Annotated in this window: 15 protein-coding genes; 6 read left to right on the top strand and 9 right to left on the bottom strand. The window is 29.7% G+C overall.

Annotated elements, in window-relative coordinates; genetic code table 11:
* Positions 1-2 precede the first annotated feature (2 nt).
* From ACTTBO_RS05760 to rpsD, 3 genes are read left to right on the top strand one after another with little or no spacing between them, the layout of a single operon-like run.
* The gene (locus ACTTBO_RS05760) at positions 3-866 is read left to right on the top strand and encodes an urea carboxylase-associated family protein (RefSeq protein ID WP_440656768.1); all 864 of its coding nucleotides are present in this window, start codon (positions 3-5) and stop codon (positions 864-866) included.
* Entirely contained in the window at positions 866-1579 is a 714-nt protein-coding gene (locus ACTTBO_RS05755) for an RNA methyltransferase (protein WP_440656767.1), read from the top strand. The genes ACTTBO_RS05760 and ACTTBO_RS05755 overlap by 1 nt, the downstream gene beginning before the upstream one ends.
* 40 nt (positions 1580-1619) lie before the next feature.
* Positions 1620-2237 carry a 30S ribosomal protein S4 gene (gene rpsD, locus ACTTBO_RS05750; protein ID WP_440633469.1) on the top strand — a complete coding sequence of 206 codons (618 nt, stop codon included), beginning with the start codon at positions 1620-1622 and terminating at the stop codon, positions 2235-2237.
* A gap of 25 nt (positions 2238-2262) precedes the next feature.
* Here rpsD and grxD read toward each other — a convergent pair whose 3' ends face one another.
* The 9 genes from grxD to sfsA are packed head-to-tail and all read right to left on the bottom strand — an operon-like array spanning position 2263 to position 9482.
* Positions 2263-2595 (bottom strand): Grx4 family monothiol glutaredoxin, encoded by a 333-nt coding sequence (gene grxD / locus ACTTBO_RS05745; protein ID WP_440656766.1) that lies wholly within the window; start codon positions 2593-2595, stop codon positions 2263-2265.
* Positions 2595-2825: a BolA/IbaG family iron-sulfur metabolism protein gene (locus ACTTBO_RS05740; RefSeq protein ID WP_262589071.1), complete on the bottom strand. Its 231-nt coding sequence runs from the start codon at positions 2823-2825 to the stop codon at positions 2595-2597. The genes grxD and ACTTBO_RS05740 overlap by 1 nt, the downstream gene beginning before the upstream one ends.
* Complete coding sequence (gene purL / locus ACTTBO_RS05735; RefSeq protein WP_440656765.1) at positions 2825-5017, bottom strand: phosphoribosylformylglycinamidine synthase subunit PurL; 2193 nt, start codon at positions 5015-5017, stop codon at positions 2825-2827. The genes ACTTBO_RS05740 and purL overlap by 1 nt, the downstream gene beginning before the upstream one ends.
* Positions 5014-5697: a phosphoribosylformylglycinamidine synthase I gene (gene purQ, locus ACTTBO_RS05730; protein ID WP_440656764.1), complete on the bottom strand. Its 684-nt coding sequence runs from the start codon at positions 5695-5697 to the stop codon at positions 5014-5016. The genes purL and purQ overlap by 4 nt, the downstream gene beginning before the upstream one ends.
* A 3-nt stretch (positions 5698-5700) precedes the next feature.
* Positions 5701-5943 (bottom strand): phosphoribosylformylglycinamidine synthase subunit PurS, encoded by a 243-nt coding sequence (gene purS, locus ACTTBO_RS05725; RefSeq protein ID WP_440656763.1) that lies wholly within the window; start codon positions 5941-5943, stop codon positions 5701-5703.
* Positions 5940-6725, bottom strand: coding sequence for a phosphoribosylaminoimidazolesuccinocarboxamide synthase (gene purC / locus ACTTBO_RS05720; protein ID WP_440656762.1), 786 nt, complete (start codon positions 6723-6725; stop codon positions 5940-5942). The genes purS and purC overlap by 4 nt, the downstream gene beginning before the upstream one ends.
* Complete coding sequence (gene purB / locus ACTTBO_RS05715; RefSeq protein WP_440656761.1) at positions 6725-8017, bottom strand: adenylosuccinate lyase; 1293 nt, start codon at positions 8015-8017, stop codon at positions 6725-6727. The genes purC and purB overlap by 1 nt, the downstream gene beginning before the upstream one ends.
* Positions 8018-8020: 3 nt before the next feature.
* Positions 8021-8791, bottom strand: coding sequence for a type I methionyl aminopeptidase (gene map, locus ACTTBO_RS05710; RefSeq protein WP_440656760.1), 771 nt, complete (start codon positions 8789-8791; stop codon positions 8021-8023).
* Complete coding sequence (sfsA, locus tag ACTTBO_RS05705; protein WP_440656759.1) at positions 8784-9482, bottom strand: DNA/RNA nuclease SfsA; 699 nt, start codon at positions 9480-9482, stop codon at positions 8784-8786. Before sfsA ends, map begins: the two co-directional genes overlap by 8 nt.
* A gap of 20 nt (positions 9483-9502) precedes the next feature.
* On the opposite strand from sfsA, the gene ACTTBO_RS05700 reads away from it, so the two are divergent.
* Genes ACTTBO_RS05700 through ACTTBO_RS05690 form a run of 3 tightly spaced genes read left to right on the top strand, consistent with a single transcriptional unit; the run spans position 9503 to position 11951 of the window.
* The gene (locus tag ACTTBO_RS05700) at positions 9503-10252 is read left to right on the top strand and encodes a competence/damage-inducible protein A (RefSeq protein ID WP_440656758.1); all 750 of its coding nucleotides are present in this window, start codon (positions 9503-9505) and stop codon (positions 10250-10252) included.
* A complete protein-coding gene (locus ACTTBO_RS05695; protein WP_440652359.1) occupies positions 10252-10653 on the top strand; it encodes a gamma-glutamylcyclotransferase family protein in 402 nt (133 codons plus the stop codon). The genes ACTTBO_RS05700 and ACTTBO_RS05695 overlap by 1 nt, the downstream gene beginning before the upstream one ends.
* 5 nt (positions 10654-10658) lie before the next feature.
* Positions 10659-11951, top strand: coding sequence for an NAD(P)H-dependent oxidoreductase (locus ACTTBO_RS05690; RefSeq protein ID WP_440656757.1), 1293 nt, complete (start codon positions 10659-10661; stop codon positions 11949-11951).
* Positions 11952-11954: the final 3 nt, after the last annotated feature.

Raw genomic sequence — 11954 nt, 5'->3', positions numbered from 1 at the left:
AAATGAAAATTAAAAAATTTTCAGAAAAACCAACAGATATCGATAGTAGAATAGGGGCAAAGCCCATCGTTTGTTATCCAAATACCACAATTGAAGATAAAAATTTAAGTATTTTACATTCTGCAAGAGAGCATTTGGTTAAAAAAGATGAAGTAATTATTCCTCCAAGAGATGCAAAAACGTTTGAGGTAAAATTTGGTGAGTTTTTTAGAATTGAAAGTGTAGATGGTCCACAAGTAGGAGATCTAAATTTATTTAATTTAAATAATTTAGAGGAAAAATTTTATTCAGGAAAAACAAGAGCTTTATATGGGACACATCTATCAGTTGGAGACAAAATGTTTAGCAGCTTTCCATACCTTAGATCTTTAGCGACAATAACTTGGGATACTTTGGATTGGTATGATTATGATAAAGATGGTGGCTCTGTCCATGATGTAATTGGTACTAGATGTGATCCTTATACTTCAAAACTTTTAAGCGATAATGATTACCACTATTGTTGTCATTCAAATCTAACAAGAGCACTAGTTAAAGAAAAAAATGTTCAATTAGATCATGCTGAAAAAATAGTTCATGATGTATTAAATGTATTTATGCTTACTGGTTTTACTAATGATACTAAACAATACTTTATGAAAGCTAGTCCAGTTAGACCAGGGGATTATCTGGAATTTTTTGCTGAAACAGATATTTTAGGAGCTCTTTCTGCTTGTCCAGGAGGAGATTGTGGATCTGAACATTCCTCTGATGTTGCTAAATGTTATCCTTTAAAAGTTTCTATTTGGTCATTAGATCCTAAATATTTAAACAATATCAAACCTTCTGCTATTTCTAGTTATAACAGAAATCATGGCATTGATTAATGTCTGTTAAAAATATTTCTTTTATTTTACACAAACCTCAGCTTTCAGAAAATATTGGAGCTTGCGCCAGAGGAATGAAAAATTTCAATTTTAAAAAATTAATTGTTGTTGATCCTAAACCAATATTTCCAAATGATAAAATTTTAGCAACCTCTGTTGGTGCTAAAAATATTATTAACAAAGCAAAGTGTTATGAAAATTTAGAAAAGTCTTTAAAGAATATAGACACTGTTATCGCAACATCTGCAAGATTTAGAAATAAAAATATAAAGCACATTCAATTAGAAGATTTAAAAAAAATTAATTATAAAAAAAAAGTCGCCTTCTTATTTGGGTCGGAGGCATCAGGTTTATCTAATAATGAAATTAGTTATGCTAATTACACACTTCAAATACCAACAAATCCTGATTTTAAGTCGTTAAACCTATCTCATAGTTTGATAATTATTGCTCAATATGTATCAAGTATCATTAATTCAAAAGTAAGCTCTTTTAATAAATCAGACAAAGTTAAATCAGCCTCTAAAAAAGAGATAGTTGCGATGGCAAATTTATGTATCCAGAATCTGGAGGAGATTAATTTCTTCAAATCAAAAGAGAAGAAGCCAATAATGCTTGAAAACTTAAGAAATATTTTTTACCGGATGGAATTATCAACTAAAGAAACGCGCATTTTATCTGGTGTATTTGCGAGTTTAGGTAAAAAACGTTGATTGACAAAAGTAAGAGTAAGTTTATAAAGCCCACTATTAAATGACAAAAAGATTAAACTCTAAACATAAAGTAGATAGAAGATTAAAGGTTAACCTTTGGGGTAGACCGAAAAGTCCTTTTAACACTAGAGCTTACGGACCTGGTCAACACGGTCAAACAAAAACATCGAAACCTTCAGATTATGGAATTCAGTTACAAGCTAAACAAAAACTAAAAGCTTACTACGGAAATATTAATGAAAAACAGTTCAGAAATATCTACAAAAAAGCAGTTATGCTTAAAGGAGATACTGGTGAAAATCTAATTGGTCTTTTAGAGAGAAGATTAGATGCTGTGATTTATAGAGCAAAATTTGCAACTACTATTTTCTCTGCTAGACAATTAATTAACCATGGACATGTAAGAGTGAACGGTAAAAAAGTTAATATTGGAAGTTATTTAGTTAAAGAAGAAGATACAATCGAAATTAGAGACAAATCTAAGCAACTAGCAATCATTGATATCGCTTTAGCGAATAAAGAGAGAGAAACACCAGAATACATCCAAATGGATGAAAAGAACAAAAAGTTGAAATTTGTAAGAGTTCCTAAATTTGAAGAAGTTCCTTATCCAGTAATTATGGAACCGAATCTAGTTATTGAATATTATTCTAGATAATTTTCTTAATAAAAAATTTTAAAAATTAGTTTTTGAAACTTATCCCTTTGTCTTCAAGAACCTTTTTTAGTTCTCCATTTTCGTACATTTCTTTCACAATATCACAACCACCTACGAATTCTTTTTTAATATACAATTGTGGAATTGTTGGCCAATCACTGTAAACTTTAATTCCTTCTCTAATATTTTGATCTTCTAAAACATTCACTCCTTTAAAATTTACTTCAAGAATTTTTAACATATTTGATACAGCCATTGAAAAACCACATTGGGGAGCATCTGGAGTTCCTTTCATAAATAAACATACATCATTATTGTCTATATGATCTTGAATTGTATTTTTTGTATTTTCGTCCATTATTGCTCCTTTGTTTTAATTGCTAGGGCATGTAATTCATTTCCCATTCGACCTTTTAGAGAATTATATACCATTTTATGTTGTTCAATTTTACTTTTTCCTGAAAACTGAGAAGAGGTCACAGTCGCTGAATAATGATTTCCATCTCCCGCTAAATCCTGTATTTCAACAACTGCATCAGGCATTGCCTCTTTAATTAAACTCTCAATTTCTTTTAAATCCATTGCCATTAGTTACTCATATAATCTGAAAGCCACTTTTTATTTGAACTTGTTAATTCGTCAATTGTAACTTTTGTCTTATCATCAATATATAGCTCATTTTCATTGATTGTACCAAGTTCATCAAAATGAACTGCGTTTTTATTCAAGATATCTTTAACTTTTTTTAAATCCTTTTTATTTACTTCAATAATGTAACGTCCTTGATCCTCACCAAAGAAATACTCCATTTCATTAATTAAATATTTTGGTTTATATAGATTAATTCCTTTTTTACCTTTGATACACATTTTAGCGACTGCAGTAATAATTCCCCCTAAAGAAACATCGTGTGCGCTTTTAATAAGATTACTTTCAATGAGTTTTAATAAAGTTTCACCATTATTTTTTTCGTTAAACAAATTTATTTCTGGTGGCGGACCATTTTTTTCGTCTAAAATATTTCTTGCAAATAAACTTTGATCTAAATGACCTTCTGTTTTTCCTATAACTAAAATCACATTATCAACTTCTTTAAAATCCATGGTGATCATTTTATTATAGTCTTTTATTAAACCGACTCCTCCAATAGCAGGGGTAGGCTTGATACCTTCATCCCTAGTTTGATTGTAAAAGGATACATTTCCTGAAACGACTGGGAATTTTAAATATTCACTTGCCTCACCAATTCCTTGAACACATTCAACAAATTCACCCATATTCTCCTCATTTTCTGGGCTTCCAAAATTTAAGCAATTGGTAATAGCAATAGGTTTTGCTCCAACAGCAATTAAATTTCTAAAACTTTCACATACAACTTGTTTTCCACCAGTAAGAGGGTGGGCCCAACAATAAACTGCAGAACTGTCTACTGATGCTGCTACAGCTTTATTCGTTCCATGTACTCTAACAACTCCAGCATCACCACCTGGTTTTTGAATAGTATCACCCATGACTGTATGATCGTATTGTTGCCAAATCCATTCTTTGCTACAAATATTTGGGTTTGCTAAAATTTTTTTAAGAACATCAATAACTTTTAAATTTTTTAAATCTTCTTTTTTAATTTTATTTTTTTTAGGTAACTTTGCTTTTTTCCATTTACGATCGTACATAGGTGAATTTTCGACCAATGTATTTACAGGGATATCAGCTACGATTTCATCATCAAAATAAAGTTGTATTTTTTTTGAGTTAGTTGTTTTACCAATCACAGCAAAATCTAAATTCCATTTATCAAATATTTTTTTTGCCTGTTTTTCTTTTCCATTTTCTAAAACAATCAACATTCTCTCTTGGCTTTCTGAAAGCATAATTTCATAGGGAGTCATTTTAGCTTCTCTACAAGGAACTTTGTTGAGATTTATTTCAATTCCAAGATTTCCTTTAGAAGCCATTTCAATACTTGATGAGGTTAATCCTGCTGCTCCCATATCTTGTATTGCAATAATCGAGTCCCCAGCCATTAATTCTAAACAAGCTTCAAGTAACAGTTTTTCAGTAAATGGATCCCCAACTTGGACAGTAGGTTTCTTTTCCTCTATTTTGTCATCAAAACTTGCTGAAGCCATACTAGCTCCATGAATTCCATCTCTTCCTGTTTTTGAACCGACATAGATAACTGGTTTATTTAAACCTGCTGCTTTTGAATAAAAAATCTTGTCTTTTTTGACCAAGCCAAGGGTCATTGCATTAACTAAGATATTTCCGTTATATGAGCTATCAAAACTTGTTTGCCCCGCAACTGTTGGAACGCCCATGCAATTTCCATATCCTCCAATTCCATGAATTACACCTCTTAATAGATTTTTTGTTTTTTTGTGTTGTGGGGAACCAAAATGAATTGAGTTTAAGTTAGCAATAGGTCTTGCGCCCATTGTGAACACATCTCTCATAATCCCACCAACACCAGTTGCTGCACCTTGATAGGGCTCAATAAACGATGGATGGTTATGGCTTTCAATTTTAAATACAATGGCATCATCATCTTCAATATCAATAACACCAGCATTTTCTCCTGGTCCTTGAATTACTTTTTTTCCTTTTGTAGGAAGTTTTTTTAAATGAAGTCTTGAAGATTTATAAGAGCAATGCTCATTCCACATTGCAGAAAAGATACCTAATTCAGTAATATTTGGTGTTCTTTTTAATAATTCACAAATTTTAGCATATTCATCTTTCTTTAAACCATGATCAATAGCTACCTGTTCGTTTACAATCATTTTAAATTATTAATTAAATTATTAAAAAAAATTGAACCATCTTCTCCAGATAAACAATTATCAATCATTCTCTCAGGATGAGGCATCATACCTAAAACATTTTTTTCTTTATTAAAAATACCAGCGATATTTTTAACTGAACCATTTGGGTTAAAATCATCTTCTACTTTTCCATTTTCATCACAATAATTTATTGCAACTTGTTCATTATCTTCAATTTCTTTTAATTGATCTTTCGTACAAAAATAATTTCCTTCATTGTGAGCAATATGAAATTCTAAAACATCATTTTTAATATTATTAAAATAATTATTTGATTTATTATTAATTTTTACAAACACATTTTTGCAAATAAATTCTAAATATTTGTTTCTCAATAACACACCAGGAACCAAACCTGTTTCAACTAGTATTTGAAAACCATTACAAATTCCCATTACCATGCCACCGGAGTTTGCAAAATTAATTACTGATTTCATAATTTTAGATTTAGAAGCCATACTTCCACATCTTAAATAATCACCATATGAAAACCCACCTGGCAATACTATTAAATCACTTTTAGGCAGTTCAGCATCATCATGCCAAACCATTTTATTTTTAAATCCAAATTTTTTTAGAGCAACATCCATATCTCTATCGCAATTAGATCCAGGAAAAGTAATGACGGACGATTTCATTAATTATTTTAGATCAATAATTTTATAGTTTTCAATTACAAGATTGGCTAAAAGTTTTTTGCACATTTCTTCAACTTTATCTTTAGCTTTTTTTGGATCATTTTCTTTTGTATCAATTTCAAAATATTTACCTTGTCTAACTTCATTAATATCATTAAAGCCCATGCCATCTAAAGTTTGATGAATAACTTTACCTTGAGGATCTAAAACATCTTTTTTTAAAGTAATGATTACCGAGATTTTCATTTTTTCTTTCTTTTAACAGATGACAATTTTGTAACATTCACAGCACTCACATTTGATTGTTCATGCAAAATACCTAATCTTTTAGCAACTTCTGTATATGCTGGTATTAAATCACCTAAATCTTTTCTAAATCGATCCTTATCAAGTTTTTTATCTGTAATACTGTCCCAAAGTCTACATGTGTCAGGGCTTATTTCATCTGCTAAGATTACTTCTTGTTTGCCATTTGACTTTAATCTTCCAAATTCTAATTTAAAATCAATTAACTTAATTCCAACACCTCTAAACATACCAATCATAAAGTCATTAATTCTTAAAATCATTTTTTTAACTTTATCAATTTCATTTTTAGTAGCCCAATCAAAAGCTAATATGTGCTCTTCTGCAATTAGAGGGTCACCTAATTTGTCATCTTTTAAGCAGTATTCAATTAGTGGTTCTTTTAAAACAGTTCCATCTTCGATACCCAGTCTTTTCGTGATAGATCCTGTTGCAACATTTCTAACAATAAATTCAATTGGAATGATCTCTACCAACTTAATGATTTGTTCACGCATGTTTAGTCTTTTAACTAAATGATTTTTAATTCCTATTTGAGTTAAATTTGAGAGAATGTGTTCAGATATTCTATTATTTAAAACACCTTTACCTTCAATAGTAGTTTTCTTTTGATTGTTAAATGCTGTTGCGTCGTCTTTAAAATATTGGATAACTAAATTTTTATCATTTGTTGCATAAATGATTTTAGCTTTACCTTCGTATAGTTTCTTTCCCTTTTTCATTATTTAAAAACTCTTCTAAAGATCAAATTTACATTTTTAAAGTGTTTTGCGTAACTAAATATTGATTTTAACCTTTTTGTGGTAATTTTACTCATAATAAATTTATCATTAGAGATCACATCAAATAAATTTAGATTTTCTGCAAAACATTTTTTTGCGTAATTTTGAACCATTCGGTAAGATTGTTCTCTACTTAAACCAGATTTAGTTAATTCAAGCATCACTTCTTGAGAGAAAATTAGTCCTTTTGTTATATTTAAATTTTCTAACATTTTTTTAGGATAAACAATCATGTTATCTAAAATATTTGTTAATCTAACTAATGCAAAGTCAGTTGTAATATTTGCATCAGGACCAATATTTCTTTCAACACTTGAATGAGATATGTCTCTTTCATGCCAGAGCGCTATATTTTCTAAAGCTGGCATCACAGCACTTCTAACCATTCTTGCTAAACCAGTTAAGTTTTCACTTAAAATTGGATTTTTCTTGTGAGGCATTGCAGAAGATCCTTTTTGGTTTTTTGAGAAATATTCTTGTAATTCATAAACCTCTGTTCTTTGTAAATGTCTTATTTCAATAGCAACTCTTTCAATTGAACCTGCAATAATACCTAAAACTGAAAAATAAAAAGCATGCCTATCTCTTGGAATAACTTGAGTTGATATTGGCTCAACTTTTAAACCTAATTTTTTTGCAACATGTTTTTCTACATTTGGGCTAATATTTGCAAAAGTTCCAACTGCTCCTGATATTGCGCAAGTGGACACTTCATCTATCGCATCTTTAAGTCTTTTTCTATTTCTCTTAAATTCTTCGTAAAACGAAGCCAATTTTAATCCAAAAGTAACTGGTTCAGCATGAATTCCGTGACTTCTTCCCATACATGGAGTCATTTTATATTTTTTTGCCTGCTTCTTAAGAACTTTTAAAATTTGATCTAAGTCTTTTAAGATGATTTTACCTGATTGAACCATTTGGATATTAAAACTGGTATCAAGTACATCTGATGAAGTCATCCCTTGATGCAAATATCTTGCTTTAATTCCCGCTTTTTCTGTAACAGAGGTAAGAAAAGCTATAACATCATGTTTAACTTCGGATTCAATTTTATGTATTCTATTTACATTGATGACTGCTTTTTTTCTAACAATCGAAGCTACTCCTCTTGGTATTTGACCAAGTTTTTCCATAGCCTCAGCAGCTGCAACCTCTACATCTAGCCAAATTTTGTATTTATTTTCCTCTGACCAAATATCAGTTAGTTCTTTTCGAGAGTATCTTTTAATCATTAATTATAAGTATGGAGGCTTTGAGTAACCTTTAGCAGATTCTGTAAAGATTTCATAACCATTTTCAGTAATTCCTAACGTATGTTCAAATTGAGCAGATAAAGATTTATCTTTTGTGACAGCAGTCCAACCATCATTTAACATTTTGACATCATATTTACCTGAATTTATCATTGGCTCTATTGTAAAAGTCATTCCAGGTTTTAACTCTGGTCCGGAGTTTTTACTTCCATAATGTAAAATGTTTGGTGGTTCATGAAATGTTGTACTTATACCATGACCACAAAAATCTCTAACAACAGAGTATCCTTTTTCTTCAACAAATGATTGAATTTCGTAACCAATATCACCTAATTTAATTCCTGGTTTTAAAATTCTAATTGCTCTCATCATAGAGTCATATGTTGCATCTATTAGATTGTTTAATTTAATTGGTGTTTTACCAATGCAAAACATTCTACTGGTATCACCATAATGTTCATCTACAATTGCAGTAACATCAACATTTACTGCATCACCATCTCTTAAAACTCTATCCGAAGGAATTCCATGACATACAACATGATTTAATGAAGTACATAAAGATTTAGTAAAACCTCTATAGTAAAGTGGAGCAGAGTGTCCTCCGTTATCTCTTATAAACTCATATCCCAATTTATCTATATAATCAGTTGAGACACCTTCCTTAATGTTATCTGTTAACATATCAAGTGTCCTTGCTGCTAAATCACCAGCAATTCTCATTTTTTCAAATTTTTCTTTATAATCACTCATCTAAAAATTTAAGTTTTTTATCTACAATAATTTTTTTTGAATTTATATCACATCTATAAGCTAGAAAATTTACTCCTGCTCTTTTAGCTTTTTTATAATTTACATAATATTCTTCATCGATATCTTTAGCTATTTTAAAATATTTCATATTTTGAATTTGAACTAAAAATATCAGATAACCTTTATAACCTTTATTTATGGCATCAATAAGAGTTAATAAATGCTTAGAACCTCTTGAAGTAATAGCATCTGGAAACTCAGCGGTTTCTTTATCTCTAAATAACGTAACGTTCTTTACCTCTACAAAGCTTTTTTTATTTTTTTTTTCTAGCAAAAAATCAAATCTAGTTTCCTTATTAAAGAATACTTCTGGTTTTATTTTGTCGTTATTTTTTAATTCTTTGATCAAATTATTTTCGATAGCATGATTTACTATCTTGTTAGCCATATGAGTATTAACACCTACTAAATTTTTTCTTGATTTAATTATTTCAAGTCCAAACTTTAGTTTTCTCTTAGGATCATTATTTGGCAGTAAATAAACTTCATTACCCTCATTTAATAAACCTTTCATAGAACCTGTGTTAGGACAATGAGCTGTGACAATTTCTTTACCAAGTTTTATGTCGGTAAAAAACCTTTTGTAACGTTTGATTAGTTTGCCTTTTACTAAAGACTTGGTAAATTCCATGAGTAAATTATATATTTCATATGGATAAAAAAGCAAAATTTAAAGCTTCTATTTTAATTATTGGTAATGAAATTTTATCTGGAAGAACGCAAGATACTAATACCTCAACATTAGCAACTTGGTTAAATTCTATAGGGGTAAAAATTGAGGAAGTTAGAGTAATTCCCGATGTAGAAAATATTATAGTTGAAACACTAAATTTACTTAGATCAAAATATGATTATGTTTTTACAACTGGTGGTATTGGACCTACTCACGATGATATAACAGCTCAATCAGTTTCAAAAGCATTTGGAATAAAATATGAAGTTCATAAAGAAGCTTTCAAAATTCTAGAAGAATATTACCAACCTGGAGAATTTAATGAGGGAAGACAAAAAATGGCATGGATGCCTGAAAATGCAAATCTTATTTTAAATCCAACAAGTGGCGCTCCAGGATTTAATGTTGAGAATGTTTATTCGCTTCCAGGGGTTCCTTCTATATTAAAATCCATGTTAGGTGGATTAACAAATAATATAGTTGGAGGTGAACCAATCAAAAGCTTAACTATAAATTTAAGAACAGTTGAAAGTGAAATAGCAAGTTCATTAACAAAAGTACAAAATAATAATTTGGACGTTGAGATTGGCAGTTACCCATTTTTTCATGCTGGTAAGCTTGGTGTATCGATAGTTATTAGATCAGAAGATCAAAATAAAATTGATGATTGTAATTCGCAGATTTTAAAATTTGTAAATGAAAAAAAAATTGAGGTAGTTGAGCGCTAATGTTGTATTTTGCTTACGGTAGCAATCTTCATCATTTTCAAATGAAACGAAGATGCAAAGACAGTGTTTTTTTAAAAAAAATAAACTTAAAAGATTTTAAATTAACATTTAGAAGCAAATACAGAGCAGCAGACATTGAGCCAAAAAAAAATTCCATCGTACCAGGTGGATTATTTGAAATTTCAAAAAGTGATGAGAAAAAGTTGGATGTTTATGAGGATTTTCCAATTTTATATAAAAAATACTATTTCTATTATTATGGAAAAAAAGTCATGACTTATACAATGGTTAAAAAATCTCCTTTTAAGTTTCCTACAGAAAGATATCTAAACATAGTTAAAAGAGGATATAAAGATTGCAAGTTAGATAAAAAATTTCTCACAAAAGCTTTACAATTTTAATTGAAATGTTTTTACACACAAAATTAGAGTATAGAAAACATCCAATAAGAGTAGCTATTATTGGATGTGGAAAATTTGTAAGTATGTTTTTATCTCAATATTCTAACTTAAATAAAATTAAAATTGATAGCATAGTTGACCTCAATATGGATCAAGCAAAAAAAAATTGTTTAAAAAGTGGAGTAAGTGAAGAAGAGGTATCTAAAATTAATTTTTCAACTTCTCTTGATCAAATTATTGATAGAAATATTGAAATTTTTATTGAAGCAACAGGAAACCCAATTGTAGGTACTGTCCATGCAACAAAAATTTTAAAAGAAAAGAAACATTTGATTTTAGTTAATGTAGAAGCAGATATCACATGTGGAAAATATTTATCAGATATAGCTAAAGAAAATGGAGTTATTTGTTCGATGGCTTATGGTGACCAACCTTCGTTAATTATAGAGCAAATTGAATGGGCTAGACTTAATGGTTTTGAAGTTATTTGTGCTGGAAAAGGAACAAAGTACCATCCAAGTTTTGAATATTCCACACCCGATACAGTTTGGGGTCATTATGGCTTAACTAAAGAAAGGGCAGAGAATGAGTCGGGAATGAATCCTAAAATGTTTAATAGTTTTTTATGTGGTGATAAATCTGCAATTGAAATGTGTGCAGTAAGCAATGCTGCAAATCTTAAATGTCCTTCTAACGGATTAACTTTTCCTCCAGTTGGGGTTTATGATATTGCAAAAAAATTAATACCAAAAAAAGATGGTGGATTAATTGATTTTGAAGGTCAAGTTGAAGTTATATCAAGTATTGATTTAAATAAAAAAGATATTCCTAATGACTTGAGGTGGGGCGTATACATTGTCATTAAAGCTCAAAATGAATATGTAAAAAATTGTTTTAAAGATTATGGCATGGTTACAGATTCCTCTGGAAACTATTCAGCAATATGGAGACCTTATCATTATATTGGTTTAGAACTTGCTCAGTCTATATATTCTATAGCGCTTGATAATAGAGCAACAGGTTATACGAAAGCATATAATGCAGATGTTGCAAGTGTTGCAAAAAAAGATTTAAAAGTTGGCGAAAAGCTTGACGGAGAAGGAGGGTTTTGCGCAAGAGGTAAATTAATTACATCTCAAAATTCTAAAAATGAAATGATTTTACCACTTGGTTTAACCGATAATGCAATATTGAAAAAAAATATCAGTAAAGATGAAATATTAAAAATTAGTGATGTTGAGCTTCATTTACCAAAAGAGGTAATAGAAGCTAGAGATTACCAATATAATTTAATATAGTTG

The organism is Candidatus Pelagibacter sp. HIMB1509 (assembly GCF_052047855.1).
Classification (GTDB): domain Bacteria; phylum Pseudomonadota; class Alphaproteobacteria; order Pelagibacterales; family Pelagibacteraceae; genus Pelagibacter.
Note: the sequence above shows the minus strand (reverse complement) of the source record. Positions and strands in the feature narration are given on the sequence as shown.

Excerpts from the sequence above, each read along its gene's own strand:
- ACTTBO_RS05760 (WP_440656768.1), top strand. The coding sequence starts at position 3 with ATGAAAATTAAAAAATTTTCAGAAAAACCAACAGATATCGATAGTAGA.
- ACTTBO_RS05755 (WP_440656767.1), top strand. The coding sequence starts at position 866 with ATGTCTGTTAAAAATATTTCTTTTATTTTACACAAACCTCAGCTTTCA.
- rpsD (WP_440633469.1), top strand. The coding sequence starts at position 1,620 with ATGACAAAAAGATTAAACTCTAAACATAAAGTAGATAGAAGATTAAAG.
- grxD (WP_440656766.1), bottom strand. The coding sequence starts at position 2,595 with ATGGACGAAAATACAAAAAATACAATTCAAGATCATATAGACAATAAT.
- ACTTBO_RS05740 (WP_262589071.1), bottom strand. The coding sequence starts at position 2,825 with ATGGCAATGGATTTAAAAGAAATTGAGAGTTTAATTAAAGAGGCAATG.
- purL (WP_440656765.1), bottom strand. The coding sequence starts at position 5,017 with ATGATTGTAAACGAACAGGTAGCTATTGATCATGGTTTAAAGAAAGAT.
- purQ (WP_440656764.1), bottom strand. The coding sequence starts at position 5,697 with ATGAAATCGTCCGTCATTACTTTTCCTGGATCTAATTGCGATAGAGAT.
- purS (WP_440656763.1), bottom strand. The coding sequence starts at position 5,943 with ATGAAAATCTCGGTAATCATTACTTTAAAAAAAGATGTTTTAGATCCT.
- purC (WP_440656762.1), bottom strand. The coding sequence starts at position 6,725 with ATGAAAAAGGGAAAGAAACTATACGAAGGTAAAGCTAAAATCATTTAT.
- purB (WP_440656761.1), bottom strand. The coding sequence starts at position 8,017 with ATGATTAAAAGATACTCTCGAAAAGAACTAACTGATATTTGGTCAGAG.
- map (WP_440656760.1), bottom strand. The coding sequence starts at position 8,791 with ATGAGTGATTATAAAGAAAAATTTGAAAAAATGAGAATTGCTGGTGAT.
- sfsA (WP_440656759.1), bottom strand. The coding sequence starts at position 9,482 with ATGGAATTTACCAAGTCTTTAGTAAAAGGCAAACTAATCAAACGTTAC.
- ACTTBO_RS05700 (WP_440656758.1), top strand. The coding sequence starts at position 9,503 with ATGGATAAAAAAGCAAAATTTAAAGCTTCTATTTTAATTATTGGTAAT.
- ACTTBO_RS05695 (WP_440652359.1), top strand. The coding sequence starts at position 10,252 with ATGTTGTATTTTGCTTACGGTAGCAATCTTCATCATTTTCAAATGAAA.
- ACTTBO_RS05690 (WP_440656757.1), top strand. The coding sequence starts at position 10,659 with ATGTTTTTACACACAAAATTAGAGTATAGAAAACATCCAATAAGAGTA.